Origin of the sequence: Acinetobacter brisouii (assembly GCF_008993995.1) — a bacterium.
Lineage (GTDB): Bacteria > Pseudomonadota > Gammaproteobacteria > Pseudomonadales > Moraxellaceae > Acinetobacter > Acinetobacter brisouii_A.
Genome location: NZ_BKNN01000017.1, coordinates 26356 through 49761 on the forward strand (window position 1 = coordinate 26356; position 23406 = coordinate 49761).

At 39.0% G+C, this 23406-nt stretch carries 18 protein-coding genes, 1 tRNA gene and 2 pseudogenes; 9 read left to right on the forward strand and 12 right to left on the reverse strand.

The window, feature by feature from the left end; genetic code table 11:
• Window positions 1-72: 72 nt before the first annotated feature.
• From GBN19_RS06490 to GBN19_RS06500, 3 genes are all read left to right on the forward strand, one after another.
• Window positions 73-2979 (forward strand): valine--tRNA ligase, encoded by a 2907-nt coding sequence (locus GBN19_RS06490; RefSeq protein ID WP_151777562.1) that lies wholly within the window; start codon window positions 73-75, stop codon window positions 2977-2979.
• 65 nt (window positions 2980-3044) lie between these two features.
• Window positions 3045-4517, forward strand: coding sequence for an AAA family ATPase (locus GBN19_RS06495; protein ID WP_151777563.1), 1473 nt, complete (start codon window positions 3045-3047; stop codon window positions 4515-4517).
• Window positions 4510-5199, forward strand: coding sequence for an HNH endonuclease (locus tag GBN19_RS06500; protein ID WP_151777564.1), 690 nt, complete (start codon window positions 4510-4512; stop codon window positions 5197-5199). The genes GBN19_RS06495 and GBN19_RS06500 overlap by 8 nt, the downstream gene beginning before the upstream one ends.
• Before the next feature lie 38 nt (window positions 5200-5237).
• Here the strand turns inward: GBN19_RS06500 and GBN19_RS06505 are convergent, their stop codons facing one another.
• Window positions 5238-6260: a molecular chaperone DnaJ gene (locus GBN19_RS06505; protein ID WP_151777565.1), complete on the reverse strand. Its 1023-nt coding sequence runs from the start codon at window positions 6258-6260 to the stop codon at window positions 5238-5240.
• A 191-nt stretch (window positions 6261-6451) separates the two neighbouring features.
• Complete coding sequence (locus GBN19_RS06510; RefSeq protein ID WP_151777566.1) at window positions 6452-6811, reverse strand: YidH family protein; 360 nt, start codon at window positions 6809-6811, stop codon at window positions 6452-6454.
• A gap of 278 nt (window positions 6812-7089) precedes the next feature.
• Here GBN19_RS06510 and GBN19_RS06515 point away from each other — a divergent pair, with 278 nt between their 5' ends.
• Together GBN19_RS06515 and GBN19_RS06520 are read left to right on the forward strand one after the other, a co-directional pair.
• The gene (locus tag GBN19_RS06515) at window positions 7090-8277 is read left to right on the forward strand and encodes an ammonium transporter (RefSeq protein WP_151777567.1); all 1188 of its coding nucleotides are present in this window, start codon (window positions 7090-7092) and stop codon (window positions 8275-8277) included.
• Window positions 8278-8426: 149 nt separating this feature from the next.
• Complete coding sequence (locus tag GBN19_RS06520; RefSeq protein WP_151777568.1) at window positions 8427-9215, forward strand: lipopolysaccharide kinase InaA family protein; 789 nt, start codon at window positions 8427-8429, stop codon at window positions 9213-9215.
• On the opposite strand, the gene GBN19_RS06525 is transcribed toward GBN19_RS06520, so the two are convergent.
• The 5 genes from GBN19_RS06525 to GBN19_RS06545 all read right to left on the reverse strand — a co-directional run bounded on the left by GBN19_RS06525 (window position 9212) and on the right by GBN19_RS06545 (window position 16104).
• Window positions 9212-10543 (reverse strand): ATP-binding protein, encoded by a 1332-nt coding sequence (locus tag GBN19_RS06525; protein WP_215903481.1) that lies wholly within the window; start codon window positions 10541-10543, stop codon window positions 9212-9214. The two genes, GBN19_RS06520 and GBN19_RS06525, sit on opposite strands and share 4 nt — an antisense overlap.
• Window positions 10544-10553: 10 nt before the next feature.
• Window positions 10554-11228: a response regulator transcription factor gene (locus GBN19_RS06530; RefSeq protein ID WP_151710613.1), complete on the reverse strand. Its 675-nt coding sequence runs from the start codon at window positions 11226-11228 to the stop codon at window positions 10554-10556.
• A gap of 21 nt (window positions 11229-11249) precedes the next feature.
• Window positions 11250-12908: a phosphoethanolamine transferase gene (locus tag GBN19_RS06535; protein WP_151777569.1), complete on the reverse strand. Its 1659-nt coding sequence runs from the start codon at window positions 12906-12908 to the stop codon at window positions 11250-11252.
• Window positions 12909-13167: 259 nt separating this feature from the next.
• The gene (locus tag GBN19_RS06540; protein WP_151777570.1) at window positions 13168-14634 is read right to left on the reverse strand and encodes a DcaP family trimeric outer membrane transporter; all 1467 of its coding nucleotides are present in this window, start codon (window positions 14632-14634) and stop codon (window positions 13168-13170) included.
• A gap of 240 nt (window positions 14635-14874) precedes the next feature.
• Window positions 14875-16104 (reverse strand): MFS transporter, encoded by a 1230-nt coding sequence (locus GBN19_RS06545; protein ID WP_151777571.1) that lies wholly within the window; start codon window positions 16102-16104, stop codon window positions 14875-14877.
• A 108-nt stretch (window positions 16105-16212) separates the two neighbouring features.
• On the opposite strand from GBN19_RS06545, the pseudogene GBN19_RS06550 reads away from it, so the two are divergent.
• A pseudogene (locus tag GBN19_RS06550) lies at window positions 16213-17300 on the forward strand (IS4 family transposase).
• A gap of 241 nt (window positions 17301-17541) precedes the next feature.
• Here GBN19_RS06550 and GBN19_RS06555 read toward each other — a convergent pair.
• Together GBN19_RS06555 and GBN19_RS06560 are read right to left on the reverse strand one after the other, a co-directional pair.
• Window positions 17542-17617, reverse strand: a tRNA-Arg gene (locus tag GBN19_RS06555).
• Window positions 17618-17742: 125 nt separating this feature from the next.
• Window positions 17743-19098: an amino acid permease gene (locus tag GBN19_RS06560; RefSeq protein WP_151777572.1), complete on the reverse strand. Its 1356-nt coding sequence runs from the start codon at window positions 19096-19098 to the stop codon at window positions 17743-17745.
• Between the two features lie 244 nt (window positions 19099-19342).
• On the opposite strand from GBN19_RS06560, the gene GBN19_RS06565 reads away from it, so the two are divergent.
• The gene (locus GBN19_RS06565; protein WP_111894820.1) at window positions 19343-19684 is read left to right on the forward strand and encodes a zinc ribbon domain-containing protein YjdM; all 342 of its coding nucleotides are present in this window, start codon (window positions 19343-19345) and stop codon (window positions 19682-19684) included.
• A 7-nt stretch (window positions 19685-19691) separates the two neighbouring features.
• Complete coding sequence (locus GBN19_RS06570; RefSeq protein ID WP_375707860.1) at window positions 19692-20615, forward strand: polyprenyl synthetase family protein; 924 nt, start codon at window positions 19692-19694, stop codon at window positions 20613-20615.
• 36 nt (window positions 20616-20651) lie between these two features.
• Here GBN19_RS06570 and GBN19_RS06575 read toward each other — a convergent pair whose 3' ends face one another.
• The 3 genes from GBN19_RS06575 to GBN19_RS06585 form a co-directional block, all read right to left on the reverse strand.
• The gene (locus GBN19_RS06575; RefSeq protein ID WP_151710619.1) at window positions 20652-21506 is read right to left on the reverse strand and encodes an SPFH domain-containing protein; all 855 of its coding nucleotides are present in this window, start codon (window positions 21504-21506) and stop codon (window positions 20652-20654) included.
• Window positions 21507-21510: 4 nt separating this feature from the next.
• On the reverse strand, window positions 21511-21984 hold the full coding sequence (locus tag GBN19_RS06580; protein WP_151710620.1) for an NfeD family protein: 474 nt from the start codon (window positions 21982-21984) through the stop codon (window positions 21511-21513).
• A 94-nt stretch (window positions 21985-22078) separates the two neighbouring features.
• Window positions 22079-23002: a patatin-like phospholipase family protein gene (locus GBN19_RS06585; RefSeq protein ID WP_151777573.1), complete on the reverse strand. Its 924-nt coding sequence runs from the start codon at window positions 23000-23002 to the stop codon at window positions 22079-22081.
• 278 nt (window positions 23003-23280) lie between these two features.
• Between GBN19_RS06585 and GBN19_RS06590 the strand changes: the two are divergent.
• Window positions 23281-23406, forward strand: a pseudogene (locus GBN19_RS06590) (IS3 family transposase); the annotation flags it as partial.

Below are 23406 nucleotides of genomic sequence, written 5' to 3' on the forward strand. Positions count from 1 at the left end.
TTTGTAGCTTAATCTTGTGGATTTTTTTGCTACAATGAAACCAATTTTTTTTGCACTTTTGATCTGTTAACTATGACTGACGCAACTGCGAATTCCGCTCAGAATATTGCTACAACTTACGATCCTACCGAGATCGAGAAAAAATGGTACCAAACTTGGGAAGAGAAAGGCTACTTTAAGCCATCTCAGCAAGGTGAGTCATTCTGTATCATGATTCCGCCGCCAAATGTCACTGGTAGCTTGCACATGGGGCATGGTTTTAACAATGCCATTATGGATGCCTTGACCCGCTACAACCGTATGTCAGGTAAAAATACCTTGTGGCAACCTGGGACTGACCATGCGGGTATCGCAACCCAAATGGTGGTTGAACGCCAACTTGCGGCGCAAAATATCAGCCGTCATGACTTGGGTCGTGAACAGTTCATCGAGAAAGTTTGGGAATGGAAAGAACAGTCTGGCGGGAATATTACTCGTCAAATCCGTCGCTTAGGTTCTTCTGTAGACTGGTCACGTGAACGCTTCACTATGGATGAAGGTTTATCCAATGCAGTCAAAGAAGTGTTCGTTAAACTGCATGAAGACGGCTTGATTTACCGTGGTAAACGCCTCGTAAACTGGGATCCGAAACTGCAAACTGCGCTTTCTGACTTAGAAGTTGAGTCAGATAAAGAAGAAGCAGGTTCATTGTGGCATTTCAAATATTTCTTTGAAGATAAAAATCTACGCACGCACGATGGTAAAGATCACATCGTTGTCGCAACCACACGTCCTGAAACATTGCTCGGTGATACAGCAGTTGCAGTTGCACTGGATGATGAACGCTATACGCACCTTGTGGGTCAGAACATTATTCTGCCGATTACAGGTCGTGCCGTTCCTATCGTTAAAGATGAATATGTCGACAAAGAATTCGGGACAGGCTGTGTAAAAATCACCCCTGCACACGACTTCAATGACTATGAAGTGGGCAAACGCTGCGAATTGCCAATCATCAATATCTTCAACAAAAATGCGGAAGTCTTGGCTGAATTTGAATACATTGCCAAAGCAGGCGAGCAAATTTCTAAAACCATCGCAGCCCCTGCTGACTATGTTGGTTTAGAGCGTTTTGCTGCACGTAAGAAATTGGTTGAACAGGCAGAAGCGGAAGGCTGGTTAGATCAAATTCAACCGTACACCTTGAAACCACCACGCGGTGACCGTTCAGGTGTGATCGTTGAGCCATTATTGACCGACCAATGGTATGTAAAAATTGCACCATTGGCTGAGCCTGCAATTGAAGCGGTGAAAGATGGTCGCATCAAGTTTGTGCCAGAGCAATACAGCAACATGTATATGGCGTGGATGAACAACATTCAAGACTGGTGTATTTCACGTCAGCTTTGGTGGGGTCACCGTATTCCCGCTTGGTACGATGCTGAAGGTAATGTCTTTGTCGGTCGTAACGAAGCTGAAGTCCGTGCGAAAAACAACATCCCTGCCGATGTTGCACTCAGCCAAGACGAAGATGTATTGGATACATGGTTCTCTTCTGCACTGTGGACATTCTCGACTTTAGATTGGACAGGTGATGCCAAAAAAGATGCGGAAAACTATTTCCTGAATACTTTCCACCCGACAGATGTATTAGTCACTGGTTTTGACATCATCTTCTTCTGGGTCGCGCGCATGATCATGATGACCATGCACTTCATGAAAAATGAAGACGGTACGCCACAAGTTCCGTTTAAAACTGTGTATGTGCATGGTTTAGTCCGTGATGGCGAAGGTCAGAAGATGTCTAAATCTAAGGGTAACGTACTTGACCCATTAGATTTAATTGACGGTGTAGACCTTGAAACCTTGGTTCAAAAACGTACTACAGGTTTGATGAACCCGAAACAAGCGGCGAAGATTGAAAAATCAACTCGTAAAGAGTTTCCAGAAGGCATTCAAGCTTACGGTACAGACGCGGTGCGTTTCACATTCTGCGCACTTGCCAATACAGGTCGTGACATCAAGTTCGACATGAAGCGTGTTGAAGGCTACCGTAACTTTGCCAACAAAATCTGGAACGCAACCCGTTTCGTGATGATGAATGTTGAAGGTCAAACGATTGGTGCCGAAGCGCGTCCTGATTTGTGGGAATTGCCTGAACAATGGATCATCAGCCGTTTACAAAAAGCTGAAGCTGCGGTTCAACAAGCATTTGCGACCTATCGTTTAGACTTGGCTGCTCAAGCCATTTACGAATTTATTTGGAATGAATACTGCGACTGGTATGTCGAGTTAACCAAACCAGTTCTGAACGATGCTGAAGTTTCTGAAGAGCGTAAAGCAGAAGTTCGTCGCGTATTGCTTGCTGTGATGGAAGCATCTTTACGTCTTGCACATCCGCTCATGCCGTATTTGACTGAAGAAATTTGGCAGACGCTTGCACCAAAACTTGGTATTGCTGGCGAAACCATTATGCTGGCGCAGTACCCTGTGGCGAACCCTGAGCGTGTAAACGAACAAGCTGAAGCCGATATGCAATGGCTGCAAGGTTTGATTGGTGCGGTACGTAACATTCGTGGTGAAATGGGCTTAGGTAATGCACGTTTATTGCCAGTATTGCTTCAAAACACCACTGAAGCGGAAAAAGCACAGATCACACGTATTGAAGCGTTGTTTAAGGCTTTAGCGAAAGTGGAAAGCATTACCTTCTTGGCTAATGCTGAACAACCACCATTGTCTTCTTCTTCTGTTGTAGGTCACGTATCTGTATTCGTTCCAATGAAAGGTTTAATTGACCCGAAAGCGGAACTTGGTCGCCTACAAAAAGACTTAGACAAAGTACAAAAGCAGCATGACCAAATTGCGACTAAACTGAGCAATGAAGGTTTTGTAGCGAAAGCACCTGCGGCTGTGGTTGAAGGTGAAAAAGCGAAATTGGCTGAGTTTGCAGACCAGTTAGTGAAGATTAAAGCGAATATGGAGCAGATTGCTGCGCTTTAAGGTGTTGTTAGTTTGATCTAATTTGTGTATAAAGGGCTGATTATTCAGCCCTTTATTAATTTTTTATGAATTTCATAGATACTATTTCTTTTCATAGCAAAACAATACCAATTAACGGAAGACATTTAGTAATTACCGGTAAGAATGGCGCAGGTAAAACAAGATTTCTTAATACATTAGTAAAAGAATTAGAAAATAATAAGGATACCGAATTATACACTCGAAATATTTTACGGGAACAAATATCTGAATTACTAAAAAAAGGAATTAATAATTATCCTGTTTCACTAGGTTTAAAGACTCAAGAAATTAAGGAAATAAATAAATTTAGAAATTCGTATACATCTGAAAATAGTTACAAATCACAACTAATAAGTATTACAAAATTAATTAACCAAAAACATGTACTTTTTGATAGAAAAAAGAGAGCTTATTTCCTTAAAACAGACCATCAAACTCAATATGAACATTTAATTATCGAAAACCCAAATTCTAATTTAGAAGAATATTACTACTACAACCATCCACACCATATTGATAATTTCCGCAACTCTTTGATTAAATTAACGCAAACTTATTTAGAAACAAGTAAAGAGTTGGAAATACTCCCTTATGATCATTCAAAAAATATATATCACTTCGAATCATCTAGAGTTAAATCTGATCAATTTACCTTAAAAGTATTTCAAAGTTTTGAAACTTTTAAAGAAAACCAACAAAAAAAAGATGTTGAACAAGCATTGGAAGCTTTTTTAATTGATCAAAAAATGGCTTTTAATACCTTAATACAATTTAGAACACTACAAAATTATCCATCAAAACCTTTTGGCGCACGTATATTCGATACAAACGAAATAGAAAGGTGGTTTTTAAAAGTTGAAAATGATCTCCAATCAATTTTAGAGAATCCAACTATAGAGCTTTCGTTTACAAAAAATGGAGATGAAGTTTTAATTATCCAAAAAGATAAAAACATATCTTTCACTTTTGATTCGCTTTCTTCAGGTTTCAAGGCTGTTTTTAATATCTATGCAAACCTACTGGTACGCGCACAATTTCAAAATATTTCACCTGAAGAATTATGTGGTATAGCTATTATTGACGAAATAGACGTTCATCTTCATATATCTCTACAAAAGAAAGTTTTACCTTTTCTGATAAAAGCATTTCCTAAAGTCCAATTTATTGTAAGTACCCACTCACCCTTTGTAATTACATCTACTGATAATGACACTGTAGTTTACGATATTTCTAGTGGAGAATTCTTTGAAGAAGATTTAAGTCGTTATTCTTATGAATCAGTTATTAAGGGATTATTTCATGTCAATCCTATTAGTTCGGACACGAAGAATTTAATCGAAATATTAAAAAACCTATTAACTGACAGCCCAAACAATTATGTGAAAATAAGATCAATAGTCAAAAACTTAGTCGAACTAGAAAAAAATGACCTATTAGATAAAAGTTTGAAAAATTTATATTTACAAGCCATCAATCTACTAGCAGACAACGATCAGTTGGAGGATTTAGATGTTTAAAGTATCCAAATCTGCTAGACCAACGGATTGGACTACAAAGGACTATAAAGATCCTGTGGTTGTTAAGCAATTAAAGAAAGATTTCCATGGTAAATGCTATATCTGTGAACAGAAGCATTTTCCAAACCTTAATGTTGAACATTTCATTCCACATTTGGATGATGAACAACTAAAGCTTGATTGGAACAATCTCTATTACGCTTGTTCACGGTGTAATTCCATTAAAAATAAATACTATGATGATATGCTCGATTGTTGTAATAGAGATCATCTAGTTGAAGAATGGATTAAGGTTTATTACCGAATGCCTGATGAAGATATTGAAGTAATGAATGCTTGTCCTAACGGAAACACCTATCACACTCAAGCTGAAACTTCTAAAGAACTCATTACTAGATGTTTTAATAATGCAAATAGTGGTATTCAAGAAGTCAGCAAAGAAGATCTAAGAGAAAAAATAATTGAAGTTCACAGTGATTTTCTAGATCTAAGACGCGAATTCTTCAAAAATCTAGATAATTGGCTTGATGAAGAAAAAATAGTCGAAGCTAGAAAAATTCGTCACCGTTTAAAATCACACTACCCATTTTCTGCAATTCTACGTGGACATATGGAAAAGGATTCTAAATGGAGAAGTGCGCTAGAAGAAATTGAAAAAATAGAACTTCAACAATCGGCTTAACCCATAGACCCTCTATTTGAGAGGGTCTAATACTACAATCAAAGCACCCCATGCTCCAATAACATCTCTACCCCACGCACCTTTTTCATATGCTTTAAACGCTCTTTTTCCCACTTCAATTGCTGCTTTAACTCAGCACAATCTGCATCTATAGTTTTATACACATCACTAATATGCACATGCTCCGCTTTCACCTTCTTCGCCAACTGAAAAGAATCTAAAATCTCATCAATTTGACTTTCAAGCTGCTGACTTTGCGCATCCAAAGCCAGTTTATAAAATTTTACTTGTTCCGCAGATAACTCTTTAGCCCCTGCACCTTTTTTATGTTCAAGCTGTAATTGAAGTTTGAATAAATAAAACAAATCCTGCTGTTCATACGCCTGACTCGCCTGTTGAAACAACATCGTTTTTTCGGCTTTCTTGCTTTCGTCTTGCTCACGGTCAGGGTGAATCATTGCAGCGATTTTTAAATATACGGTTTTAAGTGATTGTGCTGCCATTTGCTCGGCTTGCTCGCATTTTTGTTGCAGCCGTTGCTGCTTGGCTTGTTCACGGGCTTGTTGCTGCTCGGCAGCATATTGTTCAAAGTCCTGCTCTATATCAAACTCATCTTCCTGAGAAGTTTCCTGATTTTCTAGACGGATATTCTGCGACTTTTTGCTTTTTTTAGCATTCGATTGCGCTGCAACTTGCTGATAAAAGGTATTGATTTGGGTCACTTGAGTGTGTTGCTCACTAGACAGTGCTTTGGAACGTTTCAAGATTTTCCCAAGACTGGCAATTTTCTCATCCAATTGCTGCATATCGGCTTTGGAAAATTCATGGCTATTCAGCATTGTCCAAAGTTGCTGCATTTGCTGAAACAACACCGTATGCAATTCTGCATAAATAGGGAAAAGTTTTTGACGGGTGTACTGCTGAATCTCATCCTGTGCATTTTGCCATGCAGCCAGACTGATTTTTTGCTGTTCAATTTTATCAATCAGGCGATTGAGCTTTTTCTGCTGTGGGGAAAGTTCAGTCTTTTTCTGTACCGTTAGTTTGAGATCAAAAGTCATCGCCAATCACACTTGCAAAAGCAACACTATAGCAAGATTAACAAAGCACCGCAGTAATGTGACTCATTGCTATTATCTCTTTATAAATACTTCAAACATCCAATTCCGATACTTTTACATTGTTTTAAGAAAGTTTTTGAATGCGTAAACACATCAACAGTCAAAGTACAATTCAGTTTACTTAGCCATCGCTATACGAAAAAAATCACAAAGAGCATCGCTGCACATAAGATGTTAATCAAGCCTAGCATTACGGGTAAATCTGTTCGATAACCAACAATCATTTCCGAAGGGTTTAACGACTTCAACGCAACTTTATATTGGCGTATTGAAAAAAGGCTGATCACGACTGCCAAGAGGACAATCAATACAGAAAACCATTTGCTTAATGCAACTTTAGGCGAGTTTTGGGTCGGTTCAAGCACATGTATCAGCAAACTTGAACGCTCCAATAAAAAACCAAATGCAATTAACCCCAAACTGCTCCTATTCCATGCCAGTAAGGTGCGCTCCAAAGCTAAAAATACACGAGGGTCTTGCAAATTGGACATTTTTACCTCTTGTTTAAAGAAATACGATGAACTTGAAAACTTTATTATGCCTGCCAAATGCATTTCATGAACCCATAAAGATCATGGTCACATCCAATCATTAAGCACTATTTTTGTGCCATTTTTCCGTTTTAGTGCATAAAATGCCTTATATCGAGTCTTATGTATTTTTAGATTTTCATGATTAAAATTTCCATCAAATGATTTCTATATTGGTGCAATCAGCATCGCTATACTTGTGCATATTTCCAAATTAGCACTATTTTTAAGCGACCATAATGCAAAATTTCGATATTTTATTCTTATTGCTCGGTGCAGTTCTGGTTCTAGCCATGCATGCTGGCTTTGCATTTTTAGAACTGGGTACAGTTCGACATAAAAATCAGGTCAATGCATTGAGTAAAATTCTATCGGATTTTGCTATTTCTGCGATTGCTTACTTTTTTGTGGGTTATTATATTGCTTATGGTCAGCACTTTTTCCATACGGGCAGTGTTTTAGCTGAACAACATGGCTATAACCTAATGCGTTGTTTCTTCCTGCTCACTTTTGCTGCTGCTATCCCCGCAATTATTTCTGGCGGTATCGCAGAGCGTGCCAAAATGCGAACTCAAGCCATCGCAACCCTATTGCTGGTCGGATTGGTTTATCCTTTCTTTGAAGGACTGATTTGGAATGGGAATTTCGGTTTCCAAAACTGGTTACAGCAAACCTTTGGTGCAAGCTTTCATGACTTCGCAGGCTCAGTCGTTGTCCATGCAATGGGCGGTTGGATTGCATTTGCTGCGGTCATTTTGCTAGGTGCACGCTATGGGCGTTATCGTAAAGATGGCGCTGTGGCAGCTCACCCACCGTCATCTATTCCATTCTTAGCGCTTGGTTCATGGATTCTCATGGTGGGCTGGTTTGGCTTTAACGTGATGAGTGCGCAGCGTTTAGATGCAATCTCAGGACTGGTTGCCATCAACTCACTGATGGCAATGGTGGGCGGCACCATTACAGCCAATTATATGGGCAAAGATGACCCTGGTTTCTTGCACAATGGCCCACTTGCAGGCTTAGTCGCGATCTGCGCAGGCTCAGATATTGTTCACCCAATTGGCGCTTTAGTGATTGGTGGTATTGCAGGTATCGTATTTGTCAAACTGTTTACATATACCCAAAATAAACTCAAGGTCGATGATGTTTTAGGCGTATGGCCAATGCACGGCGTATGTGGTGCATTGGGTGGCATTGCTGCGGGTATTTTTGGGCAAACAGCATTAGGTGGTTTAGGTGGTGTGTCTTTCGTTGCACAAATCATTGGTACACTCCTAGCAATCGTGATTGCTCTTACAGGTGGATTCTGTGTTTATGGCTTGCTCAAAGTCACCATGGGGATTCGCTTAACCCAAGAAGAAGAATATCGCGGTGCTGACTTATCTATTCATAAAATTTCAGCAAATGCTGAAGAAAATAAGTTTTAAATTTCAAAAACTACCTCAACAATGTGAATGCTAAATTCAGGACTACCTCCGAATATTTTGGTGATAGTCCTATACTTATTTTGCAAACTGAGATACATTTTCAATCCGATTTGTTTTGTTTACTGCCTAAATTAGGTGTCGTTGTTTGCATGCCCAAATATCAAGATTTTTTAGAACATACGGTTTCTAACCAAAGCCGCTCTATTCAGCCGTATGTAATTGATGGCTTAAAAGTATGGCTTAAAAAAGCATCAAAACGGCATCCTTGGTGGTTATATCTGCCATTACAATGGTTCTCTAAACTCCTCAATATGCAAATTCTAGCACCCGTACCTAACTATGGTGGTTCAGATGCTATTCGATGTGAAGCTCAACGTATTCGCCAGCTCGAAAAAATTGGGGTTTCTGTGCCAAAAGTGCTAGCAGAATCTGATACGGGTTTACTGATTCAAGATATTGCCAATCATGACCAACAACTCATGCAACTCGACCACGCTTTGGCACGTGAACCAGATTTCAACAAACGTAAACAACTTTTTGAAACAGCAGTTCATGCACTAAAGAAAATCCATGCAAAAAATTGCTATTTAAGTGAAGCATTTGCACGTAATATTTTAGTCGATAGCCAGCAGAATATTTCATTTATCGATTTTGAAACTGACCCTCATCAAACTTTAGACTTAGAAACCTGTCAGGCGCGTGACTGGCTTTGTTTATTATTTTCTACAGCATTTCGTTTTAATGAGCAGGAACGCCCAAGCATTGAACAATTGATCAAACATGAATTGAAAGACCGACAAGATATTTTATTTCAACTTCACAAAGTAGGACATCGCTTTGCTTGGCTCAATCGTGTTGGTGTTGAAAAAACAGGCAATGATGGTAAACGTATGAAGGTTTTTCTGATTTTCTTAAGCAATCTCAAAACTGAAGATTAGTCATTTGCAGCCAAATGTGTCGGCAACTCCACCAGTACTTGTAAGCCCCCTAACTCCAAACTACGGTCGAAGCGCAGTGTACCACCCACATGTTGAATTGCCTTTTGTACAATCGACAAGCCCAAACCGCTTCCAACTTCTAAATGGTGATGGACGCGATAAAAACGCTTGAGTACCTGTTCATACTGCTCTTGAGGAATTCCTGGGCCACTGTCTTCAATACACACATAGGCTTTTTGCTGTTGTGAATCAGCATAAACCGAAATATTGATGACACCTTCTGCAGGTGTATATTTAATCGCATTATCAATTAAGTTATAGACAATCGAATGAACAGTCGGTTCATAACTTTGTAGAATCACCTGATCATTACGTTCAAATCCCAAGTCAATTTCTTTCTCCATCGCTAAATTCATGAGCTGTTCAACGCAGTTCAGTGCTACATCATTCAGACGAAATTTTTTGGACATTTCCACGCTATTGACCGAGGCATCCTGCTTCGCCAAGGCCAGCAACTGACTCACTAAATGTTGAATTCGAGCCAAACCTTTACTGAGATTGATGAGCGCTGTATTTTCAGGAAAATCGCGTAAGAGAATTTTAGTTTGTAAATTCAATGCTGTAATTGGAGTACGCAACTCATGTGCAGCATCGGCTATAAACTGCTTCTGCTCTTGCTGAGTTTTAGAAATTCGATCAAATAAGTAGTTGATTTCATTCACTGCAGGCAACAACTCAATAGGATATTGCGCTTCTTGAATATGACTTAACTCATTTGAATCACGCTGAGCCAGTTCATTTTTTAAATCATCTAATGGTTTTAAACTCCCTCGAATAATCCAAAAAATAATAAACAGCGCAAAAGGCATAATCAAAATGTAAGGCAATACCATACTTCCTGCTAGCTCTAAAGCCAAAACCTGACGTGTTCGCTCATGCTGGCTGACTTGGATCTGAAACTTGGCTGTAGGTAACACATAGGTGTACCATGTACCATTGTCTGTTTCATGCTGATAAAAACCTGCCTTATTTACCCGAGGGACAAGCAAATCATTGGTTTTTAATTGATTAATATCATCATATGACCAAATATCCATAAACAGTTCCTGACGCTCATATTCATGATCAAGATTAAAACTGCTATGGGTACTTTTTAAGTTGAATGTAGTCGCTCGGGTTGCCAAAAATTGCATTTGGGTATCGAGGATGCGGGTCAGTTCTTTCAAGGCAATATGGTAAGTCGAAAACATCAAAATACACGCCATCACCAGACTCAAGAGTGACGTCAATACAACCAGTTTTGAGCCTAATGACTTAGGTTTTTGCATCTTATCTAACTCAGTTATGCCCTAAACGATAGCCTAAACCACGAATCGTTCGGATAAAATCTTTACCTAATTTGGCACGCAAGTGGTGAATATATACTTCAATCGTATTACTCGACACTTCACTGTCAAAATCATATAGCTTGTCTTCCAAGTTTGACTTAGAAAAAATCTTATTGGGATGCGACATCAACGGAGTCAAAATTGCCCATTCACGGTTGGACAGTTCAATGGTTTGTCCCTTGAATTTGGCAATATGCTGTTCAATATCTAACATCAAATCGCCATTACGCAAGACTTTGTCATTACTTGGTGCTTTAATTCCCACACCTGCACGGCGTAGCAGCGCCTGAATACGCGCAAATAACTCCTCAAATTCATAAGGTTTGACCAAATAATCATCTGCACCCTGATTTAGGCCATCAACACGGTTTTCGAGCTGATCTCGTGCTGAAATAATCAATACAGGAATTTGGGTACGTTGACGAATCTGCTTGAGAACCTGCATACCATCCATCATCGGCAAGCCAAGATCAAGCAACACAATATCAAAAGTTTGCTTAGATAATTCTGTCAGACCATCAACACCATTATTGACCCACTCAACATCAAAACCATGATATTTCAATAAGGTGATGGTGGACTCTGCAATCATGAAGTCATCTTCAATAATTAAGATCTTGGACATGCGATGCACTCTATTGACAATTTATGGGTTGGCACACTGTGCCAACATATTTAGTTTAGGTTGAATGGTTTGACTTTCAACATCGAGCAACCCCAGCAAAGTTGGGAATAAGTTGTCCTGCCCTCGTTTGGCTTGCCGCTGTTGCATCAGACAAGCCACTTGTTGTGGGCGTGAACGTTGCCATTCGGGAGAAAACCACATCATCATTGGAATATGTGTTTGTTGTGATGGTGCTAATGCATAAGGTGCACCATGCAAATACAAACCATTTTCCCCTGTTGACTCTCCATGATCCGATAAGTACCAAAAACCCGTTTGATATTTATCATTTTGGGCTAATACGCCAATAATTTTGCTTAAGATATGATCTGTATACACGATACTATTATCATAACTGTTGATCAATTTGCTTCGTTCACAGCTCTGAATCGCAGTGGTATCACAAATTGGCTGAAAAGGCGCAAACTCAGGGGTTGTCCGTTGATAGTATGCAGGACCATGACTGCCAATTTGATGCAACACCACCAATTGTGGTCTGTGATCAGTTGCAGGAATCTGCTCTAAATAACGTTGTAAACTTTCAAGTAATACCCCATCTAAACAGTAATCACGATTTTCACAATATTTTTTCTTAATATCGTCAGGAATTACGAAATTATTGACGCGATTACAAACCCCTTTACAACCCGAATCATTTTCGATCCATGTAATCTGATAACCTGCACGTTTGGCAATATCCAGTAAACCTTCTCGATGCGATGCCAAACGTTCATCATATTCTGTACGTGGCATACCTGAGAACATACACGGAACTGAAACTGCTGTTGCTGTGCCACAAGAGCTAGCTTGGGTAAAATTAATTAATCCTGTGACTTTTGCCAATTCAGGATTGGTATTTTTGCTATAACCATTTAATGAGAAACTTTCAGCGCGCGCTGTTTCACCAACCACCAAAACCATTAACTTAGGCTTCTGATTTACAGTGGCTGCTGTATTATGCCGAGCATCCAAACCATATTGCAGCAAAGGCAAAGGTTTATAGGATAACTTTTTATAATAACTTAGTCCTGAGCTAAACACATTATTGGGTGAAATCAGGTTTTTCACCTCACGATGCCCACGAAATAATGAACTAAAATTAATATAATTTAAGTAGACTGCACCACCTGCCAATGCAACAGCGACAATAATACTCCCGAACTTTTTACCCAGTAGTGGCAATAAAGTATCTTTTTTGACAGGCAAAATGATTACAACGCCAATCGGTAAAACGACCATCAGCACAAACCACACTAAATATTGCCAAGAGAGCAAGTTTAATGCTTCGGTATGATCAGTTTGCATCATATTTTGAATCTGTTCTGGAGTAATCATAATCCCCATACTATTCACAAAATATGCGCTGCATCCCCCAATAAACAGCAAAAGACAGGCAATCCATTTTTTATTCCACTGCCAAGATAAAATCTGCATAAAAATGAAATAATACAGTGTTAAAACTAAACCCAATCCGATTGCAAAAATTGCACTGTGTGCCCCTGTTAAATCAGCATAATGTAAAGATTGCTGATAAAAAGTGAAATTGAGCGCAAGCGCTAACCATGCCGCAATAATAAAATTGAAGCGACTCAGGCTGATTGGTTTAAGTCGAGTCTTAACCTGACTAAAAATTTTCAACATATTTATTCTTCCGCAAGGAACTTGCAATGTATAAGGACTAACTTAAAAAACACTTAAACAACAACTTATAGACCTCATAGCGGTTTTTTAGCTATTTCTTTAGTTATGATTTAAATGCTAAAAAAAAGCTTCAGATATTTTTCTAATATATTATCAAATTAAAAATATTATTGATCAATCAATCTATTTGGAATGAAATAGGCATAAAAAAACCGCAGTCAATTGACTACGGTTTGAACTTAAAATTCTAGAAAAAGAATTAGAAGTTATATTTAGCCATCAAGTTTACGCGAGAGTAATCGCCTTGATTATCTGTAATTGGCGTTTTGCTTGCAAATGTTTCACGTTGACCATAAGTATATTCAACACCTAAGTCGACGTTTTTCACTGGTGAATAGAAGCTATTTACAATAATGTTATATAGTTTCTTATTCAAATTTGGTGCTTTAGCTGCGTAATCATTATCATTTTTATACCAAATTGCACCTGCTGCTACAGTTGAACGCCATTGTGGTGACCATTTGTGTGAATAGCCCAATAAGCCTGTATCATATTCACTTTCATAAATAGATACATCTGTTGTATCCTTCAAACTGGTTCCATTAATTGCAGCAACGTATGCAGGGTTAGTATAGAGTAAATATTTATTATCACCTTTTACATGATAATAGTTTGCAAATACAGTGTCATTTGGTGTAAAGCTATATTTACCACCAACACCAACACCCCAACCTAATTTGGTTTCATCAATATTAGTACCTGTATTGTTACTTGCTGTCGCTACAGAAACACGGTTTTCATGAACCAAACCATGAACTTGCAATAAACCTTTTTTATCAGCAGTTGCAATATCATAACGTGCAGTTAAAGCAGGTAAACGGTTACCGCCTGAGTTTGTAGTAATTCCAGTAGCACCAAATGAGCCAGTTGTAGTAGTTGCTGTATATGTATTACTACTACTATTAATATTATCAACATCACCGCCTTCAAGTGCTAACAATAATTTTTGGTTAGCCGTGATTGGTTGTGTATAGCGAACTTGAACATTACGTTGTGAACCATAGCCCATTGGACCATTAAAGTCGACAGTTTCAGGTGCTGTATCGGTATTGACGAATGGAGAAGTCGTTTGACCCACTAACCATTTACCCAATGAGAAATAAGCATGGCGAACACGGAAAGTACCATTTCCGTTAATGTATGACGAATTTGTTGCATTACCTGCAAAGTCAGCTTCAATTTTACCAACCAAATCACCATATTCAGTTGGACGTACAATGTCTAAACCAATACGTGAAGTTGCTGCTGTTACGTTTAAGTTGTTCTTCGTACCATTTGCGGAGTTAAGCGGAACACTGTTGGTATTGTTGTAGATACTTGAAGTAGGGTTCGCTTTAGTATCGTAAGTTGCATCTACACGAACGCTACCATAAAGTTTAACTTGAGTTTGACCATCTGGAAGGGTAAACCAACCTGGTTTTGTGCTAGCTGCGACTGGCGCTACAACTGGCGCTGGTTTTGCTGCTGCAATTTCTGCTGTTTGTTGCAATTGCACTGCTTGTGATTGTTGTTGGCTAGAAAGCTGTTGCACCATTTGTTGCAGTTCCGCAACTTGCGCTTTCAAATCTGCAACTTGTTGTGTTGTTGTTGCAGCATGTGCTGAACCAAGTGTTCCCCAAGCTAAAGCTGCACCCACTGAAAGTGCTAATGTTTTTACCTTGACCACAGTATTCTCCATTCCAATAAAAACTTGTTGTTTTGAAAGTATCGCTACTATTCCAAACTAAGGTAACAAAATTATGACAATCCCTTAAGAAATTTAATCTTCGTTACTTATTCCATATATTTCTATACAGCTTAAGTCGTAGAAGCTCACAAAAAATAATGTTAAATTTACTTTTTTCCAAGATCAATTACGAAAAAAATTACTTTTTTATAATTTTCGTCTAGTTTTCAAATATGATTCTCATTTCATATATCCATTTTTCCACTTAAAAATAAGATATAAACTTATAAAACCAATTAAAACTACACAACTACTCATTTTGCTATAGCCTATATATTGCGTGATAATTCCACCTAAAAAATAAAAAAACCCATTCATCAATGCCATAACAGAAACTTGTAAAGTAAAATCAGTTGCAGCATATTCCATACGGCAATACTGCATAATTAATGTAAATATAACCACCAGTAACATGGCAGAGCAACACTCTTCAAAAGCATGTAATAGATAAATAAGAAAATGCGAAACAACATGCTGTGACTGCAACTCGATGGCAAGCCAAACCATACCCAATAAGCTTAATAATTTCATACTACTCAGCCAAATCAATGCCTGATCTCTTCTAAGAAAACGCAACATACCAGCCGCGACACAAGCGCCTATCAGGGCAGCAACCGCACCAAGTATTGAGATAAAAAGCCCAATTTGTGATAAAGATAAGCCTAGATCAACCATCATGGTTTTTGACATAGGCCCCAGTAAACCATCCGCAATTTTAAAACTCAACAAAACCAACAACCACATTAATTGTTGTTTTTGTTTAATAAAATAATCAAAATAGATTCGCCAACTTCGTTGGCTTATCGTATTACTTTTCAAATGATTGAATGATGCTGAATGCTGTCGATAAAAGAGAATCGGAATTGTATTGAGTACAATCAATACAGCCAAACCCAGAAAACTATTATGCCACCCCCAAATCCCCACAGCCCACAACATTGCTCCGCCTCCCACAATAAAACCAAGCCGAGAGCCAATGACCTGTAAAGCATTTCCCCAATGCTGTTGGTGGTTATGAAGAAGATGAACCGCGAGGCCATCTGTCGCAATATCTTGGGTTGCACCTGCACTATTGAGCAAAAACAGCACAATAAAAAATACATAGAGCTGAGTGGGTTGTTGTAAATTTAAAATAGATAAATTTGCAAGAATAATTAAAAGAATAATACTAAAAAATTGAGTCCATAAAATCCAAAATCGAAAGCGATGTCTTTGGTCAATCCATGGCGCCCACAATGCTTTAAGTGCCCAAGGTAACATCAACAAACCGAATCCACCAATTTTTGCCAATGACACCCCTTCTGCACGTAACAACACAGGTAAAGCATGTGTCATAAAGCCGACAGGTAAGCCCTGCGCCCAATACAATGTAAATAAAAGCAAATAAATGTTAGGTATTTTATTGTCCATGCGATCCTAAACAGCTCAGTGATGATCTATCTATTTGCTTTGTACACGACAAAAAAAGATAACTCATTGAAATAATGGCATAATACTTGTTTTCTGACGACGAATATGATGACACATTTCAATGAGTTACATCTCATCTTAAATAAATATCTAAAGTGGAACAAGTCACATGTAAAATGTTTTACACTGATTATGATTGCATTAATTGTAAAACAGACATGTAATCTTTCTTCTGCATCTAAAGCCTTACCCATCAAGTGCTTACCACAATCATTTTATCGACGTATACAACGCTTCTTTGCAGATCAGTATTTCGATTATCGTCAAATTTCTCAGTTAATTTTCAATATATTTTCATTCGATAAAGTCCACTTAACTTTGGATAGAACCAACTGGAAATGGGGAAAACGAGATATCAATATCTTGATGTTAGCCATCGTCTATCGTGGAATAGCGATACCTATTGTTTGGACATTGCTCAATAAACGTGGCAATTCAGATACAAAAGAGCGTATTGCTTTGATTCAACGCTTTATCTCCATTTTTGGTAAAAACCGTATTGTGAATGTGTTCGCAGACAGAGAGTTTATCGGTGAGCAGTGGTTTACATGGTGAATTGAAAATGACATTAACTTCTGTATACGTGTTAAAAAAACTTTATTGTGACCAATCACTTATCCAAGAATCATAAAATTAGTGATTTATTTCGTCATCTTCAAGTTGGTCAAACTGAATGTCGTAAATGACGTATTTGGGTTGGTCGAGTGAAACTGTATATTAGTGCGTTACGATTAGAAGATGGAGAACTTTTACTTGTTGTTTCTCCTATGTTTAATGCTTCTGCTATTCGTGATTATGCATTACGCTGGGAAATCGAAACCTTATTTAGTTGTCTCAAAGGACGTGGATTCAATCTTGAAAATACTCGTTTAACAGACCCTAGACGAGTCAAGAAATTGATAGCAGTGCGAGCTATCGGTTTCTGTTGGTGCTATTGAACAGGTGAATGGCAACATGATCGAAAAAACGATAAAAATAAAGAAGCATGGACGACTTTCAGTAAGTTTATTTCGCTACGGTTTGGACTATGTTCAGATGGCTATTCTACGTTTGATTGGTTTTGGAAAAAAGAAGAATTTAAGAAAGTGCTCGCAATTTTAAGAAAGAAAAAGCCTGATAGGACAAGGGCCCTATGAAATTTGTCGTGTACAGAGGATGGTCTTAATCTTTGTATCTGTAAATGGAATAACGATTTTTGGCATTTTTGCGGTATAAATTTTTTTGATCAGTAGTCTTACCGTAAAAAATACCGCAAAAAAATCTAAATTCCAATAGGGTATTTTATACTTGGGTAGATAATAACTTTATTTAAGTTATTGATTTTATTTTTAGTTGGTATCTTATTTGGACTGTAAAAGTTAAAAATAAACTATAAGTTGGTGCGGTCTGCGGGACTCGAACCCACGTCGGTCGCTTAGGAGGCAACTGCTCTATCCAGTTAAGCTAAGACCGCAACTCAGGCATTACTCTACCTCAAACTTAAATAAAAAAAAAGTTATTGCTGAGTAATAACTTTTTAAAAATACTCAGAAAATTGGGTTTATTCATTTTTGAAAATTCTGAATAAACCCATTCTCATCAAGATTTTTTCGCTGCAAGCATTTTATAGAGGACAAACATGAGCACGATCCAGATTGGAATCATAATCACCGACTCTTTAAAGCCCTTCATCCACATAATGTAGAGTACAGCAGCAATAAACCCTAAAACGATGTAGTTCGTGATTGGGTATAAGAATGATGGATATTTGGTTTTAATCCCTTCAGCAATCACCACTTTTTTGAAGTTCAAGTGAGTCAAGGCAATCATCGCCCAGTTCAGTACCAAAGCACCGACCACGATATACATCAAGTGTCCTAAAGCATCTTCAGGAACAAAGTAGTTCAGCAATACACATGCAAAAATCATCAGTGCAGAGAACAACACCGCAGGAATTGGCGTACCACTTTTATTAACTTTTAAAAATACTTTTGGTGCATTGCCTTGTTCAGCCAAACCAAACAACATACGGCTGTTGGCGTACATACCGCTGTTATACACAGAAAGTGCAGCCGTTAAGATAATGAAGTTTAAAATACTAGCTGCCCAGCCAATACCTAACTGACTGAAAATCATCACGAATGGGCTTTTATCTAAACCATCAAGTTCCAGTTTATCCCAAGGCACCAGCGATAATAAAATCGTCAGTGAACCGACATAGAAAATCAGAACACGGAAAACCACCTGATTAATGGCTTTCGGAATGGTTTTCTCAGGTTGTTCAGCTTCGGCTGCTGCCATCCCGATCAGTTCAATCCCACCGAAGGCAAACATAATGAAGGCCAGCATGTAAAATAAGCCATCAAAACCTTTCGGGAAGAAACCACCATGTGTCCAAAGATTAGTAATGGTTGAACCTGAGCTTGGATCAGCCGTGACCAATAGCACGATGCCGAAAATAATCATGGCAATCACAGCAGTGACTTTAATGATCGCCAGCCAAAATTCAGATTCTCCATAGAATTTGACATTACCCAAGTTCACAAGGGTAATCACAATAAAGAAGAACAGAACTGACACCCACGCAGGGATAAATGGCCACCAATAGTTAATATATTTGGCAACCGCCGTCAGTTCGGACATTGCCACCAAAATATATAAAATCCAGTAATTCCAGCCTGTTAAGAAGCCTGGAAAATTCCCCCAATACTTATACGCAAAGTGACTGAATGAACCTGTTGTTGGCTCATGAACAATCATTTCCCCCAGTTGACGCATAATTAAAAAAGCAATTAAACCACCAATTGCATAGCCTAAAATAATTGATGGCCCAGCAGATTGGATGACTTGTGCGGAGCCTAGAAACAGACCCGTACCAATTGCACCACCCATTGCAATCAGTTGGATATGTCTGTTCTTTAAGCCACGCTGTAATTTCGATGACTCGTTACTCAAAATCGTATGCTCGGTAATTCACAAGATTTTGTATTGTAATAGATTGCTATAATTTAGCCTAGCGTTAAGCGTGACTCATCGATGTGCGACCTTTGTATTATAACTTTTTGAAAAACATCAAGATTTAATGATTAAAAAATAGTCTATTTATGGCTCAATATGCACATTTTATTAGAGATGTTCAGATATTTTTGAAAAAAATCAACATTCAGGCGATAATGCCTTTTATTTTGAGGTTGATTACATGACCATTCCTGCTTGCCCAAAGTGTCAGTCAGAATATACCTATGCTGATGGTGATTTATTGATCTGTCCAGAATGTTCTTATGAATGGAAAGAAGGCGAAGCAGCGACTGAAAGCAGCGCACAGATTGTAGATGCACATGGCCAGCCCTTACAAGATGGTGACAGCGTTACAGTCATCAAAGATTTAAAAGTCAAAGGTTCATCTTCAGTCGTTAAAGTTGGTACAAAAGTTAAAAATATTCGCTTACTTGCCGATGCCACTGATGGTCACAATATTGACTGTAAAATCACAGGGATTGGTGCTATGAAACTTAAATCAGAATTCGTCAAAAAAGCGTAATTTCTATATGTCCGAGGCAGATGTGTCAACACTCGCATCCATATCCGCAGACGTTTTAAAATCTGCACAGCAACAAATTCAGCAAGACCTCACTTTAGCGCTGGATGCTTTTGCATTGCCAGAACCTTTAAAAGGGGCGGTCTATCATGCTGTCATGCTAGGCGGTAAGCGAGTGCGCCCTGCGCTGTGTTATGCCACAGCTGCTTTACAGACTCATGCACCATCGGCAGCAGTTCGCCGCGCTGCGGTTGCAGTGGAACTGATTCATTGTTATTCATTGGCTCATGATGATTTACCGTGTATGGACAATGACTCATTGCGCCGTGGACAGCCCACTTGCCATGTCGCTTTTGGGGAAAATACGGCTTTGCTGGCGGGTGATGTATTACAGTCGATGGCGTATGAAGTACTTGGTAGCCGTTTATTCGATACAGGTGTCGTGATTGAGCCAAGTATTGTTTTAAAACAAATGCAGATTTTGGCGACGGCGAGTTCCAAAATGGTCAGTGGTCAAGTGCTTGATTTACAAGCTGAAGGAAAGCGGGTTGATCAAGAAGCACTGGAAAATATTCACCGCAACAAAACGGGTGCTTTGATTCAGGCGGCAATCATGATGGCAGCGGTGACCATTTTTAAAGGTACAGATTTAGCCATTCCTCAATTGCGTCAGTTTGGTCAAGCGATTGGTCTGGCCTTTCAAGTGCAAGATGATATTTTGGATATTACAGCCGATACTGAAGTCTTAGGTAAGACCGCAGGGAAAGATCTTGAAGTTGAGAAATCGACGTATCCTGCACTGTTGGGTTTAGATGCTGCACAAGCCTATGCACAGCAACTGCACGATCAAGCACTACAAGCTTTAAGCCATTTTGGTGAAGATGCTCAGCAACTCCATGCAATTACCCAGTTTTTACTGGCAAGAGCACATTAAAAAAGTGGCATTAGCCGCTTTTTTATTTCTGAGAGACTATTTTAAGTCACGCCCCATAATCCCACGAATGGTATTCAACACATCGGCAGGCAGAACCACAGTTTTAGCATTGTTGGATTTCGACATATCCTGCATGGCTTTAATGTACTGTTCACCCAACAAATAAGATACTGGAATTTCTTGATCACCTACAGCAGAGCTGACCATGGCAATGGCTTTTTGTGAAGCTTCAGCCAAGACCACCTGAGCTTCTGCATCACGACGTGATGCTTCTAAACGACCATCCGCTTCCAAAATCGCGGCTTGTTTTTCACCGTCTGCTTTGGTGACTGTTGCACGACGCTGACGTTCCGCTGCTGCTTGGGCTTCCATTGCCGCCTGCATGGTTGAAGACGGTTGAATATCTTGAATCTCAACGGTTTTTAAGGTAATTCCCCAGTCTGCAATATCATCGGAAATCGCAGCTTTCAGTTTGGCTTTAATGTGGTCACGTGACGACAAAGCATCATCAAGATCCATTTCACCAACAATCGAACGTAATGAGGTTTGAACTAGGTTTTGAATGGCAATATTAAAATTTTCAATCCCATACACCGCTTTTTCTGGGGTAGTGAGGTTGATGTATGCCACTGCATTCATCAGCAATACTGCATTGTCGCGACTAATTACTTCTTGGGAAGGAATGTCCAAGACAATATCTTTGGTGGTCACTTTGTATGCAATATCATCAATATAAGGAATGATGATACTTAAACCCGGCCCAAGGGTCGTGTGGTATTTTCCCAAACGCTGCACAATCCACTTGTTACCTTGCGGTACAATTCTGACACCTTTAAAAATTGTCACTGCAACAAAAGCTAACAGTGCTAAACCAATAATACTTGCGCTCATGTTTTTATTTTCCTTGTTGTGATGAGTAGGCTTCAACCAAAAGATCATTGCCTAAAATATCAGTCACAATGACACGGTCACCTACTTGTAAATGAGAGGAAGTGCTACGGCATAACCATTCATCTGTTCCCAATACAGGGAGGGAAAAGCGAACTTTGATTTGTTCATGATTCAAATCAGTCTGAATGACCATGCCAATTTGCCCAATTGTCGCTTCACGTGGCAGACCTGCTTTGGTTTTATCAATTGATAATGGTTTGATAAATTTAAACCAAAGAATCGTGCATAAAATAGATAAAACAGTCCACGTCACAATTTGTGTGGCAAAGCCCATCCAAGGGAAAAGCCAATATAAAATACTGACCATAATTGCTGCGATACCAAACCAAATGGCGGCAAAAGTAGGCACGACCAGTTCTATCAGCATTAAAGCAACGCCTAAAACAACCCAGTGCCAAGGCTCTAATACAATATGCATAAGTCGTCTCTATTTATTGGTTTTATTTGCAAAAACTGCATCATCCACTAATGTAGCAGATGATGCAGCTAAAGAATATGTTTGTTGAATGTTTTTAGAAACGTGCGCGAGGTGCAGGGCGTAGTGCAGCAGGAGATTTTTTGAAGTTGGCAATCGCAGCTTCGATCGCTGGCATTTTACGCTGAGCGGCTTGTTCACCCTCTAAAATGGCATTTTGACTTGAGCTTAAATCGAGCACACCTAAATTCCCGACTTTGGGTTGAATCACCACAGTCGCTTGTTGTAATTCTTGGTTAATACTTTGCTGTCCCATAATATTGATGGTTTGATCCAGTAAACCCAGCATGTTTCCTGCGCCTGTTTTTGTTGGACGGGCAGAAATATCAACGGCAATCACAATATCTGCCCCCATACTTTTCGCTGTACCAACAGGAATTGGACTGACAAGTCCGCCATCGACATATTTTACATTTGCAATCGTTGTAGGAACAAAGACATTGGGAATACTGCAAGATGCACGAACAGCTTGTCCTGCATTACCACGAATAAATTCAGTTTTTTTACCGTTGTCTAGACGAGTGGCAACAGCTGCAAAACGTATTGGAAATTGCTGAATTTGCTTATTGCCAACATTGGCATTGACATAATCTTGGAGTTTTTGCCCAAGTACGATGCCCTGACGGTTAAAAGTGAGATCACGTAAGTCTGACTCTTTGAGTTGCATAGCAAGTTGTTGCAACTGATATGGCGTTTTGCCACTGGCATAAATACTGCCGACAAAACTTCCTGCACTGGTTCCCGTAACAATCTTGGGTTTAATCCCATGCGATTCAAGAACTTTAATCACCCCAATATGTGCAAAACCTTTGGCACCGCCACCGCCTAAGGCAAGGGCAATCACAGGTTCACGAGGTTTAATGGTTGGAATGGGCGTTTTTTTTGAACCTGTTGTGTCACATCCCAACAGCCCTGCGCCCAATAAGGCAATACAAGACCAACGTGTTATTTTAAGTATCATATTAACGGTATTATATGCATGAAAAATGGGAGCGCATATCTCAGCAAAAAAAACAAATATTAACCAGTATTTTTACAAAAGTTTGCGTAAATGGGGAGAAGAGCCATTTCTTGGCTTCACTTTTTTCTAAATTTAAATGATGGTGTGTTGAGGATGTATTAAAAAATGCTGTCTACGGTCTGAGTGTAAATGATGTGGGTCTAGGATTTTAGACCATGCCTATAAGTGATAATCTACTCCCCAATAAGCATGGGAAATGCTTGTTTTTGGAGTCAACCATGACACGAAGAAAACGTCGTAATCATTCAGCAGAGTTTAAAGTTAAAGTTGCTCTCGCAGCAATTAAAGGCGACCACACACTCGCTGAACTTTCTACTCAATTCGATTTACATCAAAACCAAATC

Coding starts and splice junctions, on each gene's coding strand:
- GBN19_RS06490 (WP_151777562.1), top strand. CDS start 73: ATGACTGACGCAACTGCGAATTCCGCTCAGAATATTGCTACAACTTAC.
- GBN19_RS06495 (WP_151777563.1), top strand. CDS start 3,045: ATGAATTTCATAGATACTATTTCTTTTCATAGCAAAACAATACCAATT.
- GBN19_RS06500 (WP_151777564.1), top strand. CDS start 4,510: ATGTTTAAAGTATCCAAATCTGCTAGACCAACGGATTGGACTACAAAG.
- GBN19_RS06505 (WP_151777565.1), bottom strand. CDS start 6,260: ATGACTTTTGATCTCAAACTAACGGTACAGAAAAAGACTGAACTTTCC.
- GBN19_RS06510 (WP_151777566.1), bottom strand. CDS start 6,811: ATGTCCAATTTGCAAGACCCTCGTGTATTTTTAGCTTTGGAGCGCACC.
- GBN19_RS06515 (WP_151777567.1), top strand. CDS start 7,090: ATGCAAAATTTCGATATTTTATTCTTATTGCTCGGTGCAGTTCTGGTT.
- GBN19_RS06520 (WP_151777568.1), top strand. CDS start 8,427: ATGCCCAAATATCAAGATTTTTTAGAACATACGGTTTCTAACCAAAGC.
- GBN19_RS06525 (WP_215903481.1), bottom strand. CDS start 10,543: ATGCAAAAACCTAAGTCATTAGGCTCAAAACTGGTTGTATTGACGTCA.
- GBN19_RS06530 (WP_151710613.1), bottom strand. CDS start 11,228: ATGTCCAAGATCTTAATTATTGAAGATGACTTCATGATTGCAGAGTCC.
- GBN19_RS06535 (WP_151777569.1), bottom strand. CDS start 12,908: ATGTTGAAAATTTTTAGTCAGGTTAAGACTCGACTTAAACCAATCAGC.
- GBN19_RS06545 (WP_151777571.1), bottom strand. CDS start 16,104: ATGGACAATAAAATACCTAACATTTATTTGCTTTTATTTACATTGTAT.
- GBN19_RS06565 (WP_111894820.1), top strand. CDS start 19,343: ATGACCATTCCTGCTTGCCCAAAGTGTCAGTCAGAATATACCTATGCT.
- GBN19_RS06570 (WP_375707860.1), top strand. CDS start 19,692: ATGTCCGAGGCAGATGTGTCAACACTCGCATCCATATCCGCAGACGTT.
- GBN19_RS06575 (WP_151710619.1), bottom strand. CDS start 21,506: ATGAGCGCAAGTATTATTGGTTTAGCACTGTTAGCTTTTGTTGCAGTG.
- GBN19_RS06580 (WP_151710620.1), bottom strand. CDS start 21,984: ATGCATATTGTATTAGAGCCTTGGCACTGGGTTGTTTTAGGCGTTGCT.
- GBN19_RS06585 (WP_151777573.1), bottom strand. CDS start 23,002: ATGATACTTAAAATAACACGTTGGTCTTGTATTGCCTTATTGGGCGCA.